Source organism: Sphingomonas sp. Sphisp66, assembly GCF_047324325.1.
GTDB lineage: Bacteria > Pseudomonadota > Alphaproteobacteria > Sphingomonadales > Sphingomonadaceae > Sphingomonas.
The window spans coordinates 1,045,923-1,069,354 of sequence record NZ_CP168508.1 but is presented as its reverse complement, the minus strand read 5'-3'; the positions used below and the strand labels follow the sequence as shown (position 1 = coordinate 1,069,354).

24 protein-coding genes are annotated in these 23,432 nt (G+C 67.3%); 12 read left to right on the top strand and 12 right to left on the bottom strand.

What is annotated here, in order from left to right:
* Window positions 1-36 precede the first annotated feature (36 nt).
* Window positions 37-1,629, top strand: coding sequence for a methyl-accepting chemotaxis protein (locus ACEN8G_RS05235; RefSeq protein WP_413416365.1), 1,593 nt, complete (start codon window positions 37-39; stop codon window positions 1,627-1,629).
* Here the strand turns inward: ACEN8G_RS05235 and ACEN8G_RS05230 are convergent.
* From ACEN8G_RS05230 to ACEN8G_RS05220, 3 genes are all read right to left on the bottom strand, one after another.
* Window positions 1,626-2,909 carry an MFS transporter gene (locus ACEN8G_RS05230; RefSeq protein WP_413416364.1) on the bottom strand — a complete coding sequence of 428 codons (1,284 nt, stop codon included), beginning with the start codon at window positions 2,907-2,909 and terminating at the stop codon, window positions 1,626-1,628. The genes ACEN8G_RS05235 and ACEN8G_RS05230 overlap by 4 nt on opposite strands.
* Window positions 2,906-3,310, bottom strand: coding sequence for a MarR family winged helix-turn-helix transcriptional regulator (locus ACEN8G_RS05225; protein ID WP_413416363.1), 405 nt, complete (start codon window positions 3,308-3,310; stop codon window positions 2,906-2,908). The genes ACEN8G_RS05230 and ACEN8G_RS05225 overlap by 4 nt, the downstream gene beginning before the upstream one ends.
* 130 nt (window positions 3,311-3,440) lie before the next feature.
* Window positions 3,441-5,432 (bottom strand): alpha/beta hydrolase family protein, encoded by a 1,992-nt coding sequence (locus ACEN8G_RS05220; protein ID WP_413416362.1) that lies wholly within the window; start codon window positions 5,430-5,432, stop codon window positions 3,441-3,443.
* Between the two features lie 112 nt (window positions 5,433-5,544).
* Here ACEN8G_RS05220 and ACEN8G_RS05215 point away from each other — a divergent pair, with 112 nt between their 5' ends.
* From ACEN8G_RS05215 to ACEN8G_RS05205, 3 genes are all read left to right on the top strand, one after another.
* Window positions 5,545-6,207 (top strand): glutathione S-transferase family protein, encoded by a 663-nt coding sequence (locus tag ACEN8G_RS05215; RefSeq protein WP_413416361.1) that lies wholly within the window; start codon window positions 5,545-5,547, stop codon window positions 6,205-6,207.
* Between the two features lie 84 nt (window positions 6,208-6,291).
* Complete coding sequence (locus tag ACEN8G_RS05210; protein ID WP_413416360.1) at window positions 6,292-6,906, top strand: glycoside hydrolase family 19 protein; 615 nt, start codon at window positions 6,292-6,294, stop codon at window positions 6,904-6,906.
* A 79-nt stretch (window positions 6,907-6,985) separates the two neighbouring features.
* Window positions 6,986-7,210, top strand: coding sequence for a DUF6289 family protein (locus tag ACEN8G_RS05205; protein ID WP_413416359.1), 225 nt, complete (start codon window positions 6,986-6,988; stop codon window positions 7,208-7,210).
* 25 nt (window positions 7,211-7,235) lie between these two features.
* On the opposite strand, the gene ACEN8G_RS05200 is transcribed toward ACEN8G_RS05205, so the two are convergent.
* Together ACEN8G_RS05200 and ACEN8G_RS05195 are read right to left on the bottom strand one after the other, a co-directional pair.
* A complete protein-coding gene (locus tag ACEN8G_RS05200) occupies window positions 7,236-7,682 on the bottom strand; it encodes a cupin domain-containing protein (protein WP_413416358.1) in 447 nt (148 codons plus the stop codon).
* 8 nt (window positions 7,683-7,690) lie between these two features.
* Window positions 7,691-8,011, bottom strand: a complete 321-nt coding sequence (locus ACEN8G_RS05195) for a hypothetical protein (RefSeq protein ID WP_413416357.1) — start codon at window positions 8,009-8,011, stop codon at window positions 7,691-7,693.
* Window positions 8,012-8,072: 61 nt separating this feature from the next.
* Between ACEN8G_RS05195 and dapE the strand changes: the two genes are divergently transcribed.
* Window positions 8,073-9,206 carry a succinyl-diaminopimelate desuccinylase gene (dapE, locus tag ACEN8G_RS05190; RefSeq protein ID WP_413416356.1) on the top strand — a complete coding sequence of 378 codons (1,134 nt, stop codon included), beginning with the start codon at window positions 8,073-8,075 and terminating at the stop codon, window positions 9,204-9,206.
* A gap of 32 nt (window positions 9,207-9,238) precedes the next feature.
* Here dapE and ACEN8G_RS05185 read toward each other — a convergent pair whose 3' ends face one another.
* The 4 genes from ACEN8G_RS05185 to ACEN8G_RS05170 all read right to left on the bottom strand — a co-directional run bounded on the left by ACEN8G_RS05185 (window position 9,239) and on the right by ACEN8G_RS05170 (window position 13,574).
* A complete protein-coding gene (locus ACEN8G_RS05185) occupies window positions 9,239-10,915 on the bottom strand; it encodes a putative bifunctional diguanylate cyclase/phosphodiesterase (RefSeq protein ID WP_413416355.1) in 1,677 nt (558 codons plus the stop codon).
* A gap of 81 nt (window positions 10,916-10,996) precedes the next feature.
* Window positions 10,997-11,566, bottom strand: a complete 570-nt coding sequence (locus ACEN8G_RS05180) for a Smr/MutS family protein (protein WP_413740749.1) — start codon at window positions 11,564-11,566, stop codon at window positions 10,997-10,999.
* On the bottom strand, window positions 11,563-12,888 hold the full coding sequence (locus ACEN8G_RS05175) for a murein transglycosylase A (RefSeq protein WP_413416353.1): 1,326 nt from the start codon (window positions 12,886-12,888) through the stop codon (window positions 11,563-11,565). The genes ACEN8G_RS05180 and ACEN8G_RS05175 overlap by 4 nt, the downstream gene beginning before the upstream one ends.
* 11 nt (window positions 12,889-12,899) lie before the next feature.
* The gene (locus ACEN8G_RS05170) at window positions 12,900-13,574 is read right to left on the bottom strand and encodes a Tim44/TimA family putative adaptor protein (RefSeq protein WP_413416352.1); all 675 of its coding nucleotides are present in this window, start codon (window positions 13,572-13,574) and stop codon (window positions 12,900-12,902) included.
* 130 nt (window positions 13,575-13,704) lie between these two features.
* On the opposite strand from ACEN8G_RS05170, the gene secB reads away from it, so the two are divergent.
* The 6 genes from secB (at window position 13,705) to ACEN8G_RS05140 (ending at window position 19,242) form a co-directional block, all read left to right on the top strand.
* Window positions 13,705-14,217: a protein-export chaperone SecB gene (gene secB / locus ACEN8G_RS05165; protein WP_307118367.1), complete on the top strand. Its 513-nt coding sequence runs from the start codon at window positions 13,705-13,707 to the stop codon at window positions 14,215-14,217.
* A 153-nt stretch (window positions 14,218-14,370) separates the two neighbouring features.
* Window positions 14,371-15,936, top strand: coding sequence for a murein biosynthesis integral membrane protein MurJ (gene murJ / locus ACEN8G_RS05160; RefSeq protein ID WP_413416351.1), 1,566 nt, complete (start codon window positions 14,371-14,373; stop codon window positions 15,934-15,936).
* Window positions 15,937-15,954: 18 nt separating this feature from the next.
* Window positions 15,955-16,257, top strand: coding sequence for a hypothetical protein (locus ACEN8G_RS05155; RefSeq protein ID WP_413416350.1), 303 nt, complete (start codon window positions 15,955-15,957; stop codon window positions 16,255-16,257).
* Window positions 16,258-16,659: 402 nt separating this feature from the next.
* Window positions 16,660-17,649, top strand: a complete 990-nt coding sequence (trpS, locus tag ACEN8G_RS05150) for a tryptophan--tRNA ligase (protein WP_413416349.1) — start codon at window positions 16,660-16,662, stop codon at window positions 17,647-17,649.
* Between the two features lie 202 nt (window positions 17,650-17,851).
* A complete protein-coding gene (locus tag ACEN8G_RS05145) occupies window positions 17,852-18,895 on the top strand; it encodes a CAP domain-containing protein (protein WP_413740748.1) in 1,044 nt (347 codons plus the stop codon).
* A gap of 89 nt (window positions 18,896-18,984) precedes the next feature.
* The gene (locus ACEN8G_RS05140; RefSeq protein ID WP_413418942.1) at window positions 18,985-19,242 is read left to right on the top strand and encodes a hypothetical protein; all 258 of its coding nucleotides are present in this window, start codon (window positions 18,985-18,987) and stop codon (window positions 19,240-19,242) included.
* Between the two features lie 183 nt (window positions 19,243-19,425).
* On the opposite strand, the gene dnaA is transcribed toward ACEN8G_RS05140, so the two are convergent.
* The 3 genes from dnaA to mutM all read right to left on the bottom strand — a co-directional run bounded on the left by dnaA (window position 19,426) and on the right by mutM (window position 22,433).
* On the bottom strand, window positions 19,426-20,781 hold the full coding sequence (gene dnaA / locus ACEN8G_RS05135; RefSeq protein WP_413418940.1) for a chromosomal replication initiator protein DnaA: 1,356 nt from the start codon (window positions 20,779-20,781) through the stop codon (window positions 19,426-19,428).
* Between the two features lie 457 nt (window positions 20,782-21,238).
* Window positions 21,239-21,502, bottom strand: a complete 264-nt coding sequence (gene rpsT / locus ACEN8G_RS05130; protein ID WP_183994207.1) for a 30S ribosomal protein S20 — start codon at window positions 21,500-21,502, stop codon at window positions 21,239-21,241.
* 121 nt (window positions 21,503-21,623) lie between these two features.
* Window positions 21,624-22,433 carry a bifunctional DNA-formamidopyrimidine glycosylase/DNA-(apurinic or apyrimidinic site) lyase gene (mutM, locus tag ACEN8G_RS05125; RefSeq protein ID WP_413418938.1) on the bottom strand — a complete coding sequence of 270 codons (810 nt, stop codon included), beginning with the start codon at window positions 22,431-22,433 and terminating at the stop codon, window positions 21,624-21,626.
* 182 nt (window positions 22,434-22,615) lie between these two features.
* Between mutM and ACEN8G_RS05120 the strand changes: the two genes are divergently transcribed.
* Window positions 22,616-23,347: a class I SAM-dependent methyltransferase gene (locus ACEN8G_RS05120; protein ID WP_413418936.1), complete on the top strand. Its 732-nt coding sequence runs from the start codon at window positions 22,616-22,618 to the stop codon at window positions 23,345-23,347.
* Window positions 23,348-23,432: the final 85 nt, after the last annotated feature.

Sequence of the window (23,432 nt, the reverse complement as noted above, 5' to 3'; positions counted from 1 at the left end):
ACGGGCTGGTAACCATGCCCGGTTAGAGAAGGACGGATGGGAGAGGCGAGACTCGAGGCCCTGAAAGGGGCGTTCTGGGGCAGATGGGCGGCGCTGCCGACCAGCCTGATGCGCGCCCATGGCATCGCCATCCAGCGCGCCTATCCCGTGTCCTTCGTCGCCAGCATCTTCGTCAGCCTCCTGCTGATCCTGACGATCCACGGCAATGGCTATCTGTCCTGGCAGATCTCCACCTTCTCGCTCCACCTCGCGATTAGCACCGCTGTGCTCGTCCGCTGGCGCAACGGCAGGGCGCGCGACTGGCAGGTCGCCGATACCGGCGCCGCCCTGCGCGCCACGGTGATCGAGGCGGCCGCGGTGTCGCTCGGCTGGTTCCTGTTCCTGTCGACCCTCGGCCTCGGCGCCACCGATCAGCAGCTGATCGTCACGACGACGACCATCGCCGGCGTCGCCGCGATCGGCGCGCTGCGCTATGCGCCGCTGCCGCCCGCCAGCCTCGCCTATCTCGGCATCGCCGTCGTGATCTGCGCGCTCTATGCCATCTTCGCCAATATCCCGGCAGGCGTGTTCGTCTTCCTCGCCGTCTTCGTCGCCCTTCTCGCCCGCACCGTGATCGGCCAGGCCGCGCTGGTCAGCGAGCAGTTCGCCCAGGGCGAGGCGCTAGCCCGTGCCGCCAGCGAGCGCGACCTGCTGCGCGCCGCCGCCCAGCGCGAGGAACTGCAACAGGCTGCCTCCGCCGCCGAGGCCCGCCACCGTGCCCAGATCGAGGGCGAGCGCGATCGCCGCGCCGAGATCGCCCGCATCGCCGACCGGTTCGAAAGCCAGTTCGTCTCCGCGATCAGCGAGCTCGCCGCCGCTGCCGAGCAGACCCGCGTTTCGGCCGAGGGGCTCAAGACCTCCACCCTCGCCACCCATGACGAGATCCGCGGCATGGCCGGCCGGGCGGTGCGCGCCGATACCGGCGCCACCACACTGCTCGAGGAATCGGCCAATCTCGGCCTGTCGCTCGTCGCGGTCGAGGCGAGCCTCGGCGCCCAGGCCGAGACCACTGCGCATCTCCACACCCTCTCCCGCTCGGCCGATGCCCGCTTCGCCACCCTGGTCGAGCACAGTGCCAGCGTCGGCAGCATCGCCGACATGATCGCCGAGATCGCCGCACGGACCAACCTGCTCGCGCTCAATGCCAGCATCGAGGCGGCCCGTGCCGGCGAGGCCGGGCGCGGCTTCGCCATCGTCGCGCAGGAAGTGAAGAGCCTCGCCGCCCAGACCGCCCATGCCACCGACGACATCCGCGCCCAGCTCAGCCGGATGAGCGGCGCGGTGCAGGCGACCACCTCGATCGTCGGCGAGATGCGCGGCAGTTTCGACCGGATCGGCGAAGTCGGCGGCGCGGTCGGCGATGCGATGACGCGACAGGGCGACGTGATCCGCTCGATCCAGAGCTATGCCGGCACCGCCGCCTCGCTCACCGCAGATCTCCAGGCCGGCGCCGCCAGTGCCGAGAGCGCCACCGACGCCGCGGCCCGCACCACCGCCGAGATGGACGCCGCCACCGACGAGCTGGTCGGCCAGGCCCGCCGTCTGCTCGGCGAGATGCAAAGCTTCCTGGGAACGCTGCGCGCGGCCTAGGCCAGCGCCATCCGCGTGCCCGGCTTCTCCGCCCGCGCCGCCAGGATCGCCACCGCCGCGACCAGCCCGAAGGCGCCCGCCACCAGGAAGGCCGGCGTGTAGGTCCCCGTCCAGGCCCGCACCGCGCCGGCGCCGAACGCCGCGGTTGCAGCGCCGATCTGGTGCCCCACCATCACCCAGCCGAACACGATCGGCGCGTCCCGCTCGCCGAAATGGACATTCGCCAGCTTCACTGTCGGCGGCACCGTCGCGATCCAGTCGAGCCCGTAGAAGATCGCGAAGATCAACAGGCTGGAGGCGCTGAAGTCGAGGAAGGGCAGCGCCAGCAGCGACAGCCCGCGCAGGCCATAATAGACGAAGAGCAGTTTGCGCGGGTCATAGCGGTCGGTCAGCCAGCCCGATGCGGTGGTGCCGATCAGGTCGAACAGCCCCATCAGGCTGAGCAGCCCCGCCGCCTGCACCGGCGCGATGCCATGGTCGCCACAGAAGGCGATCAGGTGGGTGCCGACCAGCCCGTTGGTGGTCAGCCCGCAGACGAAGAAGGTGCCGAACAGCAGCCAGAAGGTCATGCTCTTCGAAGCGCGGAACAGCGCGGTGAAGGCCAGCGCCGGGGTAGACGCCTGCTTCATCGGCGGCGGCGGCGCGCTCTCGGCGGTCTCGCCGAAGCGGCGCACGCCAAGGTCCTGCGGATGCTCGGGCACGAAGAACAAGACGAACGGGATCACGCAGGCGCTGGCGATCGACACGGCAAGCGCCACCGGCCGCCACGCCCCACCCTCGGCCAGCCAGGCGAGCAAGGGCAGGAAAACCAGCGCGCCGGTCGCGGTGCTGGCGGTCAGCATGCCCATCACCAGGCCCTGGCGCGTCGCGAACCAGCGATTGACCACCGCCGCGCCCAGCACCGACGCCACTGCGCCGCTGCCGACACCCGAGAACACGCCCCAGCTCAGCACATATTGCCACGGCTCGGACATCCACAGGCTGGAGAAGGTCGCCAGCGACATCAGCAACAGCCCGCCGAGCATCGTCCGCTTGATGCCCACGCTGAGCATCAGCGCAGCGGCGAACGGCCCGACCAGCCCGTAGAGGAAGATGCCGATCGCGGCGGCGGCCGAGATGGTCGCACGGTCCCAGCCGAAATGCTGCTCGAGCGGCAGCATCATCACGCCGGGCGCCGAGCGCAGCCCCGCCGAGACCAAAAGCGCCACGAAGGTGATCGCCGCGACGATGCCGGCATAGCCGCGCGCGCCGACCGGCAGGCGGGAAAGCAGCGCGATCATGCCCGGCCTCCCGCACGCTCGACGCTTTCGGTGAGCGACTTGAGCCCGGCCTTCATCACCGACCAGAGCGCCGAACCTGCCTCCTCCTCGACCCGCCGCTGGATCGCCGCCCAGTCGGGCTCGGCGGCATGGAGCGCCGCCCTCCCCACCTCGGACAGGCTCGCGCACTTGCTGCGGCCGACGCCCGGCTTCACCACCACCCAGCCGCGCTTCTCAATCGGCGCCAGCGCCCGGTAGAGCGAGCTGCGGTCCATCTCGAGCTGCTCGGCCAGCCGGCTGAGCGCCAGCGGCTCATCGCGGGCGACATGGCGGAGGATCGAGAATTGCGCGGTGGTCATGCCGTGACCGGCCAGCGCCTCGTCATAGACGCGGCCGACGGTACGCGCGGCCTTGCGCAGCATGGTGCAGGCGCAGACAGCAGGGAGGGACTCTTGATGCATACACATCATGTATATGCATCAAGAACATCGATCAACGATGTATATGCATCATGCGTACACATCATGCATATACATCAAGCGCGAGTCCCGCTCAGGCCGGGTTGTATTTCGCCAGGAACGCCTCGAGCGCCTTGAGGAACTCTAGCCGATCCGCCTCGCGGGTGAAATGGTGATCGCCCTCGGGTTGCTCGATATAGGTCGCATTCCTGCCCGCCTCCTTCAGCCGCTTGGCCATCAGCCGCGATTGCGAGACGGGGACGGTGCGGTCCTTCTTGCCATGGACGATCAGGATCGGCGCCGAGAATTGCTCGGGGAAGTTGAGCGGCGACACGCCCTTCAGGTCCCCCACCTGCTGGCGCAGCCAGTCCTGCCGCGCCCCGGCACCCAGGAAATTGCCGTTGAAGCGCAGCATCCGGTTGAGGTCGGACACCCCGGCATAGGAGACCGCGCAGCGATAGCGTGACCCGTCCCGCTGCGCCGCCCGCATCGCGGCATAGCCGCCATAGGAAGCCCCGACCATGCAGACCCGCTTGGGATCGATCAGCCCCTGGGCGGCGAGCGCGGTCACCGCATCGTCCAGGTCGTCCTGCATCGCCAGGCCCCATTGCCCGATCCCCTTGCGGGTGAACTTGGTGCCATAGCCCGAGGAGCCGCGATAATTGGGCTGGATCACCACATAGCCGCGGTCCGCGAGGAACTGCGCCCACCAGTCCCATTCCTCGGTGTCGCGCGCGAAGGGGCCACCATGCGGCATCACGATCAGCGGGGCGTTGTGCGGATCGCCATTGGGCAGGGTCAGCACCGCCGGGATCTCCAGCCCGTCGCGCGCCTTGTAGCGAATCGTGCGCACCCGGTGGACCAGCTTCATCCCGAGCGTGCGGTTGACGCTGCCGATCGCGTCGACCGTGCCGTCGGCGGCATGGAACAGGAAATAGCCGCCTGGCCCCGACGCCGCACCAGCACGGAAGATCACCGTGCCATGGTCACGGCTCATCGAGACGATCTCCGGCTGCCCGCCCTTGATCATGCCGTCGAGCCGCTTCTGCAGCTCCACCATCGCCGGGTCGGTCCACACCATGCCCGGCTTGTCGCGGGTCACGTCGATGCCGAGATAGCCGGTGTCGCTGGCATCGCTCCACAGGCCGTCAATGTCATAGCCCTTGGACGCGAACAGCTGCTTGCCGCGCTCCAGCTTGGTCAGGTCATATTCGTACAGCGCCGAATAGCCGTCGGCATCGTCGCCGATGATCAGCGCCTTGGTCGGGTCGCCCAGGAACATCGCCGGCATCTCCAGCGAATCGTCGATCGACGTCGCCCTGTCGATCACCTTGAAACTGTCGCCGCGCTGCTGGCGGTAATAGAGCCGCCGCTTGCGCCCGTCGTCGGACAGGGCATAGCCCATGCGGACCGTGCCGTTGCCATCGGCATACCAGTTCCAGACACCGGACTGGCCGGCCTGGACCCGCTTCGCCCGGCCAGTGGTGACGTCGATCTCGTCGACCCGCGGCCAGAAATCGGCATTGTCGCCGTAGATCGAGTTCTGCGAGCCCAGCAGGATCCGCGGCGAGCCATCGCGCGCCACCCAGATCAGGTCGGACGCATTCTGGCCGGCGGTATCCTTGTTGAGCTTCACCAGCTTCTTGCCGTCGGTCTTCACGCCAAAGGCGCGGGTAAGATACCATTCCTCGTCCTGCACCGGCACGGTCTGGCCGATGCCGATGACCAGCCAGTCGTCATTCACCCAGCGCCACCAGTTCAGGTCGGTGTCGCCCAGCGCCACGATCGCCGGATCGCCGCCGGCCACCGGATAGATGCCGAAATACTGGACGCCGTTCACCGCGATGCGCGCGGCGATCTTGTCCCCCGAGGGCGAGAGCGAAGGCGCCTCGATCGCGGGCAGCTCGGCGAAGACCGATGTGTCATAGCGTGTCGGCCGCGCAGCCGGCGCGGCGGCGGGTGCCGAAGACGCCGCCGGGGCCGTCTGCGAAGAAACAGCCGCCGGAAAACCGATACCAAGGGCCACCACGGCCAATGCCGTCGACCCGAACCACTTGCCCTGCATGGATTCCCCCAAATCTTGCAATCACGATTCTTCGTGGGATTTCGTTACGTTGGCAAGACAAGATGCCACCGTTTTCACTTCGGCACACCGCGCGCGATTGCCCCCTGCGCAACCGCTCGCTATCCCGGCTGCCATGAAGCTCTACATCGGCAACAAGGCCTATTCCTCCTGGTCGCTGCGCGGCTGGCTCGCTTGCAGGCAATCCGGCCTGCCCTTCGAGGAAGTGGTGGTGCCGCTGTACGACCAGGACTGGGAAAAGCGCCGCGAGGGCGACGAGTTTGCGCCTTCCTCGGGCAAGGTGCCGATCCTGTGGGACGGCGACGCCGTGGTGTGGGACAGCCTGGCCATCGTCGAATATCTCAACGACAAGACCGGCAACACCAGGTTCTGGCCGGAAGACCCGGCGGCGCGCGCCATGGCCCGCTCGATGGCGGCGGAGATGCACTCCAGCTTCGCGGCGCTGCGCCGCAAGCACAGCATGAACGTCCGCCAGGTCTATCCGCCCAAGACGCCCGATGCCGACGTGATCCAGGACATCGGCCGGATTATGGAGCTCTGGGCCCAGGCCCGTGCCCGCTTCGGCGGCGATGGCCAGTTCCTGTTCGGCGCGTTCGGCGCGGCGGACATCATGTTCGCGCCGGTGGTGACGCGCCTCGTCACCTATTCGCTGCCCGTCGCCCGCTTCGCGCCTGCCTATATGAATGCGGTGCTCCAGCACCCCTTCATGCAGGACTGGATCGCCGCGGCGCAGGAAGAGGATTGGGTGATCCAGCAATTCGAAGCCGATACGGTCTGATATACTTGCGCGGCCCTGCAGCCGCGTCCAGATTCCACCGGGCAACAATCCACCGGATCGGGCGGATCAGTCGGGGGATCATCCATGTTCGACGTGAAGAAGCTGCAGCAGCGGCTGGGCGTGACGGCAGACGGATCGCTCGGACGCGGCACGCTTGCCGCCTTGTTCGTCAAGGCGGGGGCATCGGCGACGATCGCGCCCGAGCTCGGCCTCGCCGCGAACGTCCATTTCCGCAGCTATGGCATCGTCGAGAACGGCCTGCGCCTCGCCCATTTCATGGCGCAATGCGCGCATGAGAGCAGCGGCTTCCGCTACAATCGCGAGATCTGGGGCCCCACCGCCGCGCAGAAGAAGTACGAGATGAACGCGGCGCTGGGCAATGATCAGCCGGGCGACGGCCTGCGCTATCTCGGCCGCGGCCCCGGCCAGCTCACCGGCCGCGCCAATTATCGCCTCTATGGTCGCAAGCTCGGCATCGATCTGGAGAGCAATCCCGAACTGCTCGAGATCTGGTCGCTCGGCCTGCTCGCCTTCTGCGCCTATTGGGACAATTGCAGCCTCAACAGCTGGGCGGACCAGGACAATCTCCGGGCCGTCTCCAACGGCATCAACCGCGGCGATCCGAAGTCGACCAGGGACCCCAATGGCTGGGCAGACCGCCAGGCGCGCTACGCCGCCATGAAGGCGCTGATCCTCTGAACCACTTCGGACCGGGTTCCGATTGATCCGGCAAGCAGATCATCGCCTGATCCGACTTCCCAAATCGAGGAGTCGGCACATGAAAAAAGCGCTCAAGATCATCGGCCTTTTCGCGGTTCTTACCGCAAGCACGACCCTGCCTGCGCAGGCAATGCATGGCCAGCAGGAATATGTCGTCGTCTTCTATGACGACGAGAACCACACCAACATCGTCGGCCACAACGTCATCTATTGCGACGGCCATTTCGTCCATGTCGGCGAGCGCACGCTCTACACCGACGAAATCTATTACGGCTGCGATTGATCCGGATGTTTCGGGAGCGCGGTGATCAGAACCCGCTCCCGTCCTTCCGCCGGAACCCCTGCCCCGTCGGCAGGTGCATGTCGATATCGGGATAGTGGCAGTCAGTCACGGACGGCCTCCCCACTGCGATGTAGACGCAAGGCGCATCGCTGCGGTTCTGCAGCACATGACCGTTGCCGTCATTCTTGGGAAAGGCGGCAACGTCGCCCGGCCGCATCACTGTCTCACCGCCATCATCGACCAGCACCGCCTCGCCGGCGAGCATTACGACGAACTCGTCCTCCCCCTCATGCCAGTGCCGCTGGGCAGACCAGGCGCCGGGCTCGAGCGTGACATGGCTGCAGCCGAAGTCGGTAATCCCGCTGGCGGGCGCCAGCCGGCGATACCAGCGCCCCTGCACCGGCCCGGCAAATTCCGCCGGATAGCCCGTCGCATTGGTCTGTGGGATGGTATCGAGATCGAGCTTGGGCATGTCGGCACCTATCGCGGCAGGTCGCGGCACGCTGCCGCAAGATTGAGCATCGCATCATTGTCGAGACTGTCGCTGCGCTGAAGCTCGGCACGCGAGGGCTGCGCGGTGCCGAACCGGGTCTTCAGCGCGGCCGCCAGCTTCTCCAGCATCGCATGTCGCGCCTCGCCGAAGCGCTCGCCCTCCACGGTACGGTATCGGCCACGGGCAAGCGTCTCTGAGTCCGCAAGCATCTCGACCTTGATGCCGGTCAGCCGGCAAAGGCCTCGCGTAGGCGTTGGCGCCGCTTCCTGGCCAGGCATCAGAAGCGCTGCGAACAACAGCAGCGTCATGTGCCGATCCACCAAGCTGGGATTGTATCCTCGTCGCGCTTGGGCAATGCCACCTCCACCAATGCCGGAGACCATCTTGCCCGACGTCATCGAACTCACCAAGGCCCTGATCGCCGCCGAAAGCGTCACCCCCGCGCGTGGCAGCGTGTTCGACGTGCTCGAGGCGGCCCTGCTCCCGCTCGGCTTCAAGGTCGAGCGCTTCGTCGAGGGCGAGGCGCCCGAGGGACCGGTCGAGAACCTGCTCGCGGTGCGGGGCACCAGCGGCCGCCACTTCGCCTTTGCCGGCCATCTCGACGTGGTGCCGCCGGGACAGGGCTGGACCAGCGACGCCTTCCAGCCCGAGGTGCGGGGCGACCTGCTCTATGGCCGCGGCGCGGTGGACATGAAGGGCGCGATTGCCGCCTTCGTCGCCGCGGCGGCGCAGGTCGAGGGCGGCGTGACCACGCTGATCATCACCGGCGACGAGGAAGGCCCCGCCACCTATGGCACGCCCCGCCTGATCGAGCGGATGGCGGAGCGCGGCCTGCTGCCGGACCTGTGCCTGGTCGGCGAGCCGACCTCGCAGCACCGGCTCGGCGACATGATCAAGATCGGTCGCCGCGGATCGACGGTGATCGACATCACCGTGCCCGGCAGGCAGGGCCATGTTGCCTATCCCCATCTCGCCGACAATCCGGTCCCGCGCCTCGTCCGCGCGCTCGCCGAGATCGACGCCATCGAACTCGACCAGGGCAATGCCTGGTTCCAGCGGTCGAACATCGAGATCATCGACCTGACGGTGGGCAATCCCGCCACCAATGTCATTCCCGGCGAGGCCAGGGCGCGGATCAGCATCCGCTTCAACGACCAGCAATATGGCCCCGACCTGATCGCCCGGATCGAGGAGATCGTGCAGCGCCACGCGCCACTGGGGATCGTCAAGGGTCGGGTCTATGGCGAGGCCTTCCTCACCGAGCCCGGAGAGCTCTCCACGCTGATCTCCGGCGCCATCCAGGACAGGCTGGGCGTCACCACCGAGCTGTCGACCACCGGGGGCACCTCGGACGCGCGCTTCCTCTCTAAACTCTGCCCAGTGGTGGAGTTCGGCCTGCTCAATGCGACGATGCACAAGCTCGACGAGGCAGTGGCGCTTCCCGATCTGGTCGCGCTGGCCGATGTCTATGCGGAAATCCTGAAGCGGGCCTACGCTTCTTGAAGCCCCTCTCCTGAAGGGGAGGGGCTAGAAATTTACCCCGCGATCCGCTGCGGTTCCACGCCGCGCGCCCATTCGAGGAACGCGTCCTCTTCCATCGGCGTCGCCACGGCATAGCCCTGGAGGATGTCGCAGCCGATGACGCGCAGCACCGTGGCCTGGGCCTCGCTCTCGATGCCTTCGGCCACCGCCTCGCAGTTCAGGCCGTGGATCAGCCCGATCAGCGCCTGGGCGATCGTCCGCGCGTCGGCGCTGTTGGCGACATGCTCGATCAGGCTGCGGTCGAGCTTGATCCGGTCGATCGGCAGCTTGCGCAGGCGCGCGATGTTCGAATAGCCGGTGCCGAAATCGTCGATGGCGATGGTCGCGCCGTCATGGCGGAGCAGCGCAATCGCCTCGAGCACTTCGCTCGAGCAATGCATCGCCAGCGTCTCGGTGATCTCCAGCTCGAGCAGGCTGGCCGGGGCATTGGCCGCACGCATTGCCTCGCGCAGCTTGCGGAAGAAGCTGGCATGGTCGAGCTGGCGCGGGCTGATATTGACCGCGAGCCGCTGCTGGATGCCAAGGCGTCCCCAGCGCGAGATCGTCTCGGCGACGCTCTCGACCACCCATTCGCCGATCTCGACGATCAGGCCAGTCTCCTCGGCGCGCTGGATGAAGGTGCCGGGCATCTTGAGCCCGTCCGGATGGCGCCAGCGCAGCAGCGCCTCGGCGGCGACGATGCGGCCGTCGGCGGCGGAGACCTGGGGCTGATAGACCAGGGTGAACTGGTCCTTGTCCACGGCCTCGCGCAGGTCGCTCTCCAGCCGCGCCCGGTCGGCGATCTCGGCGGCGAGAATCTCGGTGAAATGCTCGGCGCGGCCACGGCCCATCGCCTTGGCATGGTACATCGCGGCGTCGGCGGCGCGCATCAGGTCGTGCAGCGTGGTGCCATGCTCGGGGCGCAGCGCGATGCCGATCGAGGCGCCGATCGACACTTCCTGGTCGGCAAGGTCGAACGGCTCGGACAGGGCATAGAGGATGCCGCGGCCGATCCGCTCGGCGTCGCGCACGTTGCGCAGCGTCGGGAAGAACATGGTGAACTCGTCGCCGGCCAGGCGCCCGATCAGCGGCGGCCGGGCATCGGCCTCGGCGGCGAAACGGTCGGCGACAGCACGCAGCCGGTTGGCCACCATGGCGAGCAGCGCATCGCCCGTGGCATGGCCCAGCGTGTCGTTGACATGCTTGAAGCGGTCGAGATCGATGAAATAGAGCACCGCGACATTGCCCGGCGGCAGGTCGGCGAGCATCCGCTCGGCGGTGCGGCGGAAATTGGTGCGGTTGGGCAGCGAGGTCACCGGATCGAACATCGCGAGCCGCTGGACGCTCTCCAGATTGGCGTGGAGCTGGCGGAACAGCCCGTCCATCGCCCGCGCCAGGGTCGGCACCGATTCATGCACCTGGGGCGGGATGCCGCTCTGCAGATCGCCATTGGCGGCGCCCTGGAGGCGCTCGATCGCGGCGTCGATGGCTTCGGCGGTCGAGGCGATGCTGCGCTCGGCCGAGGCCCAGCACATCACGCCGCAGACGATCGCGGCGATCAGTGCGCGGCCGGCGCTCTCGACGCTGATCATGCCCGGCGTGGAGGCGGCAGCCAGAGCGAGAATGAACGCCACGGCACCGGCGCACATCGCAAAGGCTATCGCACGGCTCTTGAGCGAGAATCCTTCCACTATGCTCCGCCCGTCCCCCAGAATCCCTCGCCGGCCGTAAAACCCGGCGGCGACCCGGGGACGATCTTTCGCAGAGAGAGGTTAAGATTTCTCTCGGGGCCGGCGCAGGACTATATAGAGGGCTCCGGTCCCACCGTGGCGGGAATGCGCGGTTCTTACGGCAGCGATACGATCCGAAAAGCGCGATGCGGCCAGCCAGTCGCCCACCGCCGCGCGGATCGCGCCGCGGGCGTGCGGGCGCTCGGATTCCGGCCGCGGCGGCTTGCCGGTGACGAGCAGCAGCACCCGGTCGCCCCGCGCCAGCGCCGCCTCCAGCCCGAAATCGAGCCGGTCATAGGCCGAGGAGAGCGTGTGGCCGTGCAGGTCGACGGTCGATTCGGGCGAGACCAGCCCGCGCCCCAGCCGCCGGTCCCAGGAGGCGTCGAGCGTGTTGACCGCCTGCCCGCGCGCGGGCTTGGCCGGCGCAGGTGCGGCAACGCGCGGCGGCGGCACCCGCCCCTTCACCTTGGGCGCCCCCGGCACCGGAACAGGCGCCGGCGTCGCGGACTTCTCGATTGCCTCGACCGACTCGACCGGACGTGCCTCAAGCGGCGTCACGCTGGCGATCACGCGTTTCCACAGCGCCGCTTCCTCGGGCGCGAGGCGCCTCACCGCTGGCGGGTCGGCGCCGGCACCGTGGCGATCGGCGCCCCGCCCAGCCGGCTGAGCGTCCCCACCGGCAGCAGCAGCCAGGCGGTGCCGCGCGCATTCATCCCGCCCGCGATCGCGCGCGCATCATCGCCCGCGCCCCAGAAGGTATCTACCCGGTTGCTGCCCTTGATCGCCCCGCCGGTATCCTGCGCGATCCACAGCCCGTTCGCCTCGGCCCGGTCCATCGAGAGGAACACCGGCGCGCCCAGCGGGATGAACTTGGGATCGACCGCGGCGCTCACCTGCCCGGTCACCGGCAGCCCGAGCGAGCCGTTCGGCCCCGCCCCCTTCAACTCCTGGAAGAACACATAGCTCTTGTTCTCCCACATGATGTCGCGCCCCTCCTCGGGGTGGGTGCGGAGATATTCCATGATGCCCTGCATCGAGGCCTTGCCCGGTTGGAGCAGCCCGCGCTCGCGCATCAGCGCGCCGATGCCGACATATTCGCGGCCATTCTGCCCTGCGAAACCGATGCGCATCACCTGGCCATCCGGCCCGCGCAGCCGTCCCGAGCCCTGGATCTGCAGGAAGAACAGCTCGATCGGATCCGCCGCCCAGGCGATCTCCAGCCCGCGCCCGTCGAGCGCGCCCTGGTCGATGTCCTTGCGGTCGTAATAGGGGAGGAAGGTCTTGCCCGCGACGCGGCCGCGGATCTTCTTGCCCTTCATGTCCGCCGAGAACTGGCCGAGATCGACTTCGATGATGTCGTCCGGCTTGGCATAGACCGGCACTCCATAGCCCGAGCGGCGATGCCGCGATCCGGCGATCTCGGGCTCGTAATAGCCGGTCGCCTGGGCCTTGCCGTCGGCGACCTGCACCGTCTCGAACCAGCGCGCGAAGAAGGCCCGCGCATCGCGCTCGGGCCAGGTCTTCGCGGCGTCGCACGAAGCCTGCCAGTCGCGCCCCTGGGTCAGCCCGCTCGCATCGGTGCGCCGCACCAGCGAGGGGCAGCTCAGCCGATAGGCGACCAGCGCCCGCGCCGCGCCATCGTCGCTCAGCGGCAGCGAATCGAACGAAGGTCCGGCGAGCAGCCCGGCCGAGGAAGCGGTGAGCGTCCCAGCAGGCGCGGCCGGCGCCGGAAGCGCGGCCAGCGGCGTCGCCGGGATCGGCTGGCGCACGGCGGGATTGCCATGCGGCTCGGAAACCCGCGGATTTTCACGCGGGGTCTCACGCGGCACATTGCGCGGCGGCGGATTATAGCCCGGCTCGACCGAATGCGGCACCACGCCACCCGAACAGGCGCTCAGCAGCGCCGCGAGCGCGACTCCCCCCCAGATTCGCATAATGGCCCTCTTCAGGCTTCGTCGGTCTCGACGAGCTTCCAGTTGGGATCGTCGCTGCGCAGGTTCCGCGCGAAGGTCCAGATGTCGTGGGTCTCGACTGCGTCGCTCAGCGAACCGGCGACCACATTGCCCTCGGCATCGCGCGTCACCGCGGCGATATCGGCATCGAAGCGCACGGTGATGCGAGCGGCCTTGCCCTCCACCACGGCGTCCGAGATCAGCGCGCGCTCGATCGCGACCAAGCGATTGTCCAGCACATGGCCGGCGGCCTTGCGGTCGGCGATCGCCTGGGCGAAGCCGGCGCGGACATCGTCCTCCACCAGCCAGGCCAGGGTTTCCTCGTCGCCCTTCCAGAAGGCCTCGAGGATCATCTTGTACGCGCTCTTGGCGCCGTCGACGAACTGGGCGACGTCGAAGCTGGAATCGGCGGCGATCACGGCCTTCAGGCCCGATTCCGCGCCGTTGCCGATCACCCGGGCACTGGCTTCGCGCACGTCGGGGGTCTGGTCGATGGTGCGGGCCGCGGGCGGCACCGCCACGCGCTCCTCGCTCGGCTTGGGCAATGCCTGCTCATGGCCGGTGCGCTTGCCGAGCACGGCATAGAGTCGGAGTGCCAAAAAGCCGGCCACCATTGCGAACAGGATTATCGTGTACACTACGCCTCCAAACGCTTCGCCGGTTAACATAGGCCCAAGCGGCGCCGGTTTCAAATCCGGCCAAAACCGGGGGCAATTGAAACCGTTGCGCCCGCCTGCTAGGCGCGCAGCCGATCCAACGCTTCAATAGCGCGAAACTTTCCGAAAAGAGGATTTTGTAATGGCCGAGAACGACACGATCGCCGGATTCGGCGAGCCCGCAGCCAACGGTGAGGACACCACCCCGGCCGCCGGCCTGCTGTCGCAATATGTGAAGGACTTCTCGTTCGAGAATCCGAACGCCCCGGCCATCTTCCAGAGCCAGACCGCGCCTGCGATCGACGTGCAGTTCAACATCGGCTCGGGCAAGGTCGCCGACGAGGTGTTCGAAGTCGTGCTCAAGATCGAGGTGCGCGCCACCGCCGAGAGCCAGACCGCGTTCATCGTCGACCTGTCCTATGCCGGCCTGTTCGGCATCCGCAACGTGCCCGAGGGCGAGGCGCTCGACGGCTTCCTGCTCGGCGAGGCCCCGCGCCTGCTCTTCCCGTTCGCCCGCCGTGTGCTGGCCGACGCGGTGCGCGACGGCGGCTTCCCGCCGCTGATGCTCGAGCCGATCGACTTCGGCGGCATCTACCTCCAGCAGCGCGCGGCCAACGAGTCGGGCCTGACCGGCGAAGTGGCAGGCGAAGCCTGATCCGATAGTCGGGAGACCGGGCCTCGTGACCCCTGATCGTCACCCCCGCGAAAGCGGGGGCCCATCTCCCACACTATCCACCGGCACCGCCGCGGTTGCTCGCGGCTTCTCTCCGACCTGGGTCCCCGCTTTCGCGGGGATGACGGAAGCGGCATGAAGCTCGCCCGCAGCCTCGGCTCGGTCGGTGGCCTCACCCTCGCCAGCCGCATCCTCGCGCTGGTCCGCGATTCGCTCCAGGCGCGCTATGTCGGTGCGAATTTCGCGTCGGACGCCTTCCTCGTCGCCTTCCGCCTGCCCAACATGTTCCGCGCCTTCTTCGCGGAAGGGGCCTTCTCCTCGGCGTTCATCCCGATGTTCAACCGCAAGCTCGCCGAGCATGACGGCGAGCGCGGGCCGGCCTTCGACTTCGCCGAGCGCACCCTGGCGGTGCTGTTCACCTTCCTCGCAGTGATGACGGTGGTGATGCTCGCTGCCGCCTGGCCGCTCACCGCCCTGCTCTCGGGCGGCTTCCACAAACAGGCGCCGACGCACGAGCAGTTCGCCTTCGCGGTCGAGCTGAGCCGGATCACCATCCCCTATCTGATGCTGATCTGCCTGGCCTCGCTGCTCGGCGGCCTGCTCAATTCGCTCGACAAATTCTGGGTCAACGCCGCCGCGCCGATCCTGCTCAACGTCGCGATGGTGACCGCCCTGTTCGTCTTCCACGGCACGCCCGAGGAGACGGCGCGCGCCCAGGCGATCTCGATCCCGATCGGCGGCCTGATCCAGCTGCTCTGGCTGTGGTTCGCCTGCCGCGCCGCCGGCGTGTCGCTGCGCCCGCGCCTGCCCCGGCTCGATCCCGAGGTGAAAAGGCTGATGAAGCTGATCCTCCCTGCCGCGCTCGGCGCCGGGGCGGTCCAGCTCAACCTCGTCATCTCCACCGCGCTCTCCGGCTATCTGCTCGGCGAGGGCTCGATCTCGTTCATCTATTATGCCGACCGGCTCAACCAGCTGCCGCTCGGCATGATCGGCATCGGCCTGGGTACCATCCTGCTCCCCACCGTCTCGCGCCTGCTCGGCGCCGGCAAGGATGCGGAGGCGATGGAGACCCAGAATCGCGGCATGGAGCTGGCGCTGTTCCTCACCCTGCCCGCGATGGTCGCGCTGATCGTCGCCGCCGAGCCGATCGTTCGCGGGCTGTTCCAGTACGGCCACTTCACCGCCGACGACACGGTGAAGTGTGCCTGGGCGCTGGCCGGCTTCTCGATCGGCCTGCCCTCCTATGTGCTGGTCAAGGTGCTGACGCCCGGCTTCTATGCCCGGCAGGACACCCGCACCCCGGTGCGCTTCGCCACCATCTCGGTTGCGGTGAACATCGCGGCGAATCTCACGCTGATCCCGCTGATCGGCCATATCGGCCCGCCGCTGGCGACCGCGCTGTCGTCCACCGTCAATGTCTGGATGCTTTACGCCGAGCTGCGGAAGCGCGGCCATTTCGTCGCCGACGCCCAGCTCAAGCGCCGCCTCCCCCGCCTCGCGCTCGCCGCGCTGCTGATGGGCGCCGCGATCTTCGGCTTCGACCGGCTGCTCGATCCGTGGCTGAGCGGGCAGCTCTGGCAGCGTTACGCAGCACTGGTGGTGCTGGTCGGCGCCGGCGTGGCGATCTATGCTGTCGCCTGCTTCGTGACGCGGGCCTTCCGCCTGTCCGACCTCAAGGCATTGGTCCGCCGTCGCCGCTGACATTCCGGAAGGATGCCGATGCTGGTCCTAGCCGCCGCACTGCTGCTCGACCCCGCCCCGGAACGCTGCGCTACCGTGCGCGGAAACTACCAGATCTTTGCCGATGGCGACGCACTCCGGATCCAGGGCAGCCGGCATCGGCTCCGCGTCGTGGTGCCGGCGCTCGACAAGGAACTGACCCGGCGCGGCTGGATCGAGACTGTCGCACACGGCACCTTCCGCATCTGCGCCGCCAATCTGCGCGATCCGCTGAAGCTTACCATCCGTGATCGGGTTCGCGTCACGCGCTATTCCGGCATCGGCTACCGCACGCGCCGCTAGCGTGCTTTTGTCGAAGGTGAAGCGCACGGTTACCGCTGCAGACTGTACCGTTCCCCGGCGAAGGCCGGGGCCCAGTTGCAACGTCGTTCGAGAGGTTTGACCACCCTAACCAGGTCCGTCGAGACTGGGCCCCGGCCTTCGCCGGGGAACTGAAGGGGGCGATCGACCTACCCGCCCCAATCCGTCATCCCGACGAAAGTCGGGATCTCGTGCGGCGCCTTCCCCGCGCTACGGCATGGGATCCCGGCGTTCGCCGGGATGACGAAATGGGTCTTACCCTCGTGATACCCTTCGACTAGGACGCCTCGTCCCTGACATCATCGTGCGGCTGCGTCCCCGCCGTCTCGGACCCGCGGCCCGTCCAAAGGCCGAACGGTCAGCCCGGGCGTGGAAGGAATGAACATGCGTGTCGTCTCCGGCATCCAGACCACCGGCAATCTCCACCTCGGCAACTATCTCGGGGCAATCAAGCAGTGGGTGGCGATGCAGGACCAGGGGGAGTGCCTCTTCTTCCTCGCCGATCTCCATGCGCTGACGGGCAATATCTCGCCGCAGGAGCTCGCCAATTCGACGATCGAGATGGCCGCGACGCTGATGGCGTCGGGCATCGACGATCGCGCCATCCTGTTCAACCAGGCGCGCGTTCCCGCGCATGCCGAGCTGTGCTGGATCCTCAACGGCACCGCGCGCATGGGCTGGCTGAACCGCATGACCCAGTGGAAGGACAAGGCCGGCAAGAACCGCGAGGGTGCCTCTGTCGGCCTGTTCACCTATCCGGTGCTCCAGGCGGCCGACGTCCTCGTCTACAAGGCGACCCATGTCCCCGTGGGCGAGGACCAGAAACAACATCTCGAGCTGGCCCGCGACATCGCGACCAAGTTCAACACCGACTATGAGGTCGACCTCTTCCCGCTGCCCGAGCCGTTCATCTCCAAGGCGGCGCCGCGGATCATGTCGCTGCGCGACGGCAGCGCCAAGATGAGCAAGTCCGATCCCTCGGACCTGTCGCGCATCAACCTGTCCGACGATGACGACACGATCGCGCAGAAGTTCAGGAAGGCGAAGACCGATCCCGAGCCACTGCCCGATTCGTTCGACGCGCTCGCCGAGCGCCCCGAGGCCAAGAACCTGGTGACGATCTTCGCCGCGCTGTCGGACCGCGATCCCCAGTCGGTGGTCGCCGAGTTCGCCGGCCAGGGCTTCGGGTCGTTCAAGCCGGCGCTCGCGGATCTCGCCATCGCGACGCTCTCGCCGGTGCGCGAGCGGCTCAACCAGCTGCTGGGCGACCGCGAGGCCGTCGGCGCGCAGCTCGCCAAAGGTGCGGCGCGTGCGAGCGAACTCGCCGCCCCGACGCTGCTCGCCGCGCAGAAGGCGGTCGGGCTGCAGGTGTAAAGCCTACCTACTACTTCGTCATCCCCGCGAAGGCGGGGATCCAGGGTAACAGAGCGACGTCCCTGGCGACTCTGGATCCCCGCCTCCGCGGGGATGACGGTAGAAAAACGCATGCAAAGGCCCTTCCCTCCCCGGAATTTACCGAACTCCAACAAGGGAACAGTTACAGGTACCGCCGGGTTTCTGTGCCGGAGAGTGCTTGATGCGTAGACTGATCCCCCTGCTCCTTCTCGGGAGCGCGATCGCGGGCTGCAGCGGCGGCGGAGGCTCGGACGGCGGCACCGTCGTCACGCCGACGCCGACGCCGACCCCCACGCCCACCACGACGCCCACGCCTTCGCCGACGGCGACCCCCACCCCGACCAGCAACGAGCCGGCCACGGGCTCCGATTTCCTCAGCTCGGTCGCGTTGCTCTACAGCGCCCAGCCGAACATCGCCGCCTGCCAGGCGGGCACGCTCAAGGCCGAGGTCGGCGCGCGCGTGCTGGCGACGCTCAACGATATCCGCGCCCATCACCGCCTGCCCGCCGTCACCTATGCCGCTGCCGACGAGCCGGCCGTCCAGCAATCGGCGCTGATGATGGCCGCCAATGGCCAGCTCAGCCATTTCCCGCCGAGCAGCTGGGCCTGCTACACCAGCGCCGGCGCCACCGCGGCGGGGCAGAGCAACATCTATCTGGGCACGGGCGGGCTGCGCTATTCGCAGGATGCCGACATCCTGATCGGCTGGCTCACCGACACCAACAACATCACCGCGAACAATATCGGCCATCGCCGCTGGCTGCTCTACCCCTTCCTCTCGACCATCGCTTATGGCCGCGTCGCCGGGGTGTGGCAGACCAGCAACCGGGCCGACGGCGCTTCGATCAAGGTGATCAACTCCACCCAGAACACCGCCGGCCCGCTGCCCGACTATGTCGCCTATCCGTTCGAGGATTATCCTGCCCGCTATTTCGAGAATGGCGCGCTGCTCTCCTTCGGCGTGATCGCCAACAAGAGCTCCAATTTCGGCGCGAACCAGACGGTCAATTTCTCGGGTGCGACGATCGCCGTCCGCGTGCGCGGCGGCGCGGCGCTCAGCGTGTCGAACATCTCGTTCGACAATGAAGGCTATGGCCTGCCCAACAACCTGCAATGGAGCGTGTCCGGGCTCACGGCGAACACGACTTATGACGTCACGATCAACAACGTCGTCGTCAACGGTACCGCACGCAACTACAGCTATTATTTCAAGCTGGTGCCCTGATCGGAGCAAATCCGCCATTTCCGTTGCAGATCGACTAGGTTGCGGCGCCACCGCAACCTAGCCTGTGCTTTCCACAAAGGGAGGCACTTATGCGCAAGAAGATCGGTTACGCGCTCTCACTGCTCGCCGCTGCCGGTTTCCAGGCCGTCCTCGCCCAGCCGCTCCAGGCCCGACCGAACCTCGAATGCGCCAACCCGCCCTCGGTCACCTGCACCAGCTACCGCGCCCGCGGCTTCTCCAGCTATGGCGACTGCGTGACCTATTACAGCGAATATTGCCCGCTGCTCGAAAGCGGCGAAGGCGGCTGCGTCTATGATCCGCGAATCGGCCAGACGATCTGCTGGTAAGGCGCAGGATAGGATCGGTCCCCGAGGGAAATCGTATCCCACTTATGTCTAGACAAAAAGGCCGGAGCTCCCTGGGAGCCCCGGCCTTTCCGTTTTGAAGGGTGGAGGCGTGACCGATCTGCGTTGCCCCGCTCTCAGCTCCTCCACCCCGCCCGCCCCTGAAAGGAGCGGGATTGTAGCCTGTTAGCCCTCCAGCGTGCGCATCAGCGTGCGCACGGCGGTGTCGATCTCCACGTCCTTGGCGCGCAGGTCCTCGATGCGCTTCACCGCGTGGATCACGGTCGAATGGTCGCGATTGCCGAACTTGCGCCCGATCTCCGGCAGCGAGCGCGTGGTCAGCCGCTTGGCCAGATACATCGCGATCTGGCGCGGCCGGGCGATGGCGACGGCGCGGCGCTCGGAGATCAGGTCGATCTGCTTCACCTCGAAATGCGCCGAGACCGCGCGCTGGATCTCGTCGATGGTGATTCGGCGCTGGGCCGAGCGCAGCACTTCGCCGAGCACATTGGTGGCGAAGTCGATCGTGATCACTTCGCTGTTGAGCTGGGCATAGGCGACCAGGCGGTTGAGCGCCCCCTCGAGCTCGCGGACATTGGTGGTGATTCGCGCCGCGAGCAGGTCCATCACCTCGTGCGGCATGCTCACCGCCGGCATGTCGAGCAGCTTGCGGCCGACGATCGCGCGGCGCAGCTCCAGCTCGGCCGGCTTGATGTCGGCGACCAGGCCCGAGCCGAGACGACCGGCGAGGCGCGGCTCGAAGCCTTCAAGCGCCTGCGGAGCCCGATCCGCCGCGATCACGAGTCGCTTGCCCGAGGACATGAACTCATTGACCGTGTGGAAGAATTCCTGCTGCGTCGCGTCCTTGCCGCCGATGAACTGCAGGTCGTCGATCATCAGCAGGTCGACCGAGCGCAGCCGCGCCTTGAACGCGTGGGTGTCCTTGTTGCGCAGCGCCTGGACGAATTCGAACATGAAGCGCTCGGCGGTCACGTAGGTCGCGGTCGCTTCCGGATTCGCGTCCAGGAACGCATGGCCGATCGCGTGCATCAGGTGCGTCTTGCCCTGGCCCGTGCCGGCATGAAGATAGAGCGGGCTGAACTGCGGCGCGCCCGGCTGCGCCATCGCCTTGGCGGCGTTGCAGGCGACGCGGTTGGTCGCGTCGATGACGAATCGCTCGAAGGTGAAGCGCTGGTCGAACTGCGGGCGCTCGACCGCGGCCGCCGCCACCGGCGCCGAATCGGCGACCGGCGCCACCGGTGCCGCGCTCAGGACGCGCTTGGGCTCTTCCGCCACCGTTTCGATCGAGACGGCGCGCACCGCCGGGATCTGGCCCCGGAACTCAAGCAGCAGCCGCTCGGCATAGTGGTTCTTCACCCACTGCGTCATGAACGCCGAGGGCAGGCCCAGACGAACGATCTCGGCATTGCTGCCTTCGATCAGGACGACCGGCTTGAGCCACTGGTCGAACAGGCGCTGGCCCGCAGAGCGCCGCAGATTAGCGCGCACATGCGACCAAGCCTTGGCAACCGCAGCTTCCATTCCGTCCCGATCCAAGGCCTGAACCTGAGTCACCCTGACGCACCCCTCCTTCGCGGGAAGCAGCTGCATCCCGCGCGCCAATTCAATCCGACAAGAGGCCCCCCGACACCGGACATCCCCGGTCCCTGTGTAGAGGGCTTCGCTAACACCCCGGCGAGAGCTCGCCTGGGAGGTCTGTTTTAGGAACCCCTTTCTGAGTCGATCAAGGGGGTCGGCTGTAAAGATACTGAAATAGTTTTGTTGACTCGCCGTAACCCACGGAAAACCGTGGGCACTATCTAACAAACCCATGAAAACACTGGCTTCTTCAGATTATTGCAAGTCCAAGACACTGCGACTCGCGCGAATCTCAGGGTTCCAGAACACTAACCACGATTCGTTCCGCAAGCCCTTTCGGACACGACAAAAACCCCGCGGAACCGGGGTCCCGCGGGGCTTTGTTACGGAAAAGTTACGGTTATGCCAGCGCTTCGACGCGCTTGTTCAGACGCGCAAACTTGCGCGAAGCCGTATTCTTGTGAAGCACGCCCTTGGCGACGCCGCGCGCCATCTCCGGCTGCGCAGCGGCGAGCGCGGCAGCGGCCGCAGTCTTGTCGCCGGCCTCAAGGGCCGACTCGACCTTCTTCACGAAGGTGCGGATACGGCTCACGCGGGTGCCGTTGATCTCCGCGCGGCGCGCATTGCGCCGGATACGCTTCTTCGCTTGCGGCGTATTCGCCATGCCGTGTCGTTCCTAGCTCGAAATGTTTAGGGCGCGGGGAACATGCCGCCACGCCCGGAAAGACGGGCCCCTTAACCCCACAGGTGATTCGGGTCAACCGTCTCGTGCCCCAAGGCCGGGATTACTTCTGGCACCGCGGGCACCAGAAGGTCGACCTGCCCGAATCGACACGCCGCTCGACCAGCCCGCCACAACCGCACGGCTCGCCCTCCCGACCGTACACCCGCCATTCCTTGGCGAAATAGCCGAGCTCGCCGTCGGGCTGCGCATAATCGCGAATCGTCGAGCCCCCCGCAGCGATCGCGCTCTCCAGCACGTCGCGAATCGCCACGACCAGCTTCTCCAGCCGCGCCCTGCTGATCGTTCCGGCTTCCCGGACCGGCGAGATGCGCGCGATATAGAGCGCCTCGCACACATAGATATTGCCGAGCCCCGCCACCACGCGCTGGTCGAGCAGCAGCGCCTTCACCGGCGCCACCCGGTCCTTGAACATCCGCGCGAGATGCGCGGCGTTGAAGTCCAGCCCCAGCGGCTCAGGCCCCAGCGCGACGAAGGGCGGCCAGGCGGCCAGCTCGGCGGTCGGCACCAGGTCGACCGAGCCGAATCGCCGCGGATCGTTGAGCGCCAGCCGGTGATGCTGCGTCTCCAGCACCATGTGATCATGCTTGCCGATCTCGCCCGGATCGATCCGCCAGCGCCCGGACATGCCGAGATGGAAGATCAGCGTGTCGCCGCGATTCGTCTCGATCAGCCCGTATTTCGCCCGCCGGCCCATGGCCGTCACGGTCGCGCCGGTCAGCCGCTGACCCAGTCCTTCTGGAAAGGGCCGGCGCAGGTCGCCGCGGTGTAGAGTGACGCGGGTGATCGTCTCGCCCTTGAGCACGGGCTCCAGCCCGCGGACGGTGGTCTCTACTTCGGGGAGTTCTGGCATGGCCCGTCCGTACCCGTCCCGTCACCCCGGCGAAAGGCTCTCCTGAGCAAAGTCGAAGGACCGGCATCTCGTGCGGCACCTCCCCGCACCACCGCCTGAGATCCCGGCTTTCGCCGGGATGACGGAAGTGCTGTGTGCGGCAGGGCTTTGCGCGACGCATATGCCCCGCTAGAGCCGCTCGCATGACCGACACCGTCTCCTTCGGCTACGAAGACGTGGCCCCCGAGGAAAAGACCCGCCGCGTCGGCGAGGTCTTCTCCAGCGTCGCGGCCAAATACGACCTGATGAACGACGCCATGTCGGGCGGTCTCCACCGCCTGTGGAAGGACAAGTTCGTCCGCCGGGTGAAGCCGCGCGAAGGCGAGCATATCCTCGACATGGCGGGCGGCACCGGCGACATCGCCTTCCGCATGGCCCCTTCGGGCGCCGCGATCACCGTCGCCGACATCAACCCCGAGATGCTCGCCGTCGGCGTCGAGCGCGCTGCCGAGCGCGGGATCGACGGGCTGGTGTGGAGCGAGGCCAATGCCGAGACGCTGCAATGGCCCGACAAGTTCTTCGACGCCTACACCATCGCCTTCGGCATCCGGAACGTCACCGACATCCCCAAGGCGCTGCGCGAGGCACACCGCGTGCTCAAGCGCGGCGGACGCCTTTATGTGCTGGAGTTCTCGACCACCCAGTGGCCGGGCTTCGCCGAGGTGTACGACGCCTATTCGCACAAGCTCGTCCCCAAGCTCGGCCAGATGCTGGCGGGCGACGCGGACAGCTATCGCTACCTGATCGAATCGATCCGCCGCTTCCCGAAGATGCCCGAGTTCGAGCGGATGATCCGCGACGCCGGCTTCACCCAGACCAAGGTCGAGCCGCTGCTCGGCGGGCTCGTCGCGATCCATTCGGGCTGGAAGATTTGATGGCATGCATTGCACTTGAGCCCCTCCCCTTCAGGGGAGGGGTTTGGGGTGGGGCATGTGTCTCACCGAGACCTGAGCTCGCGGA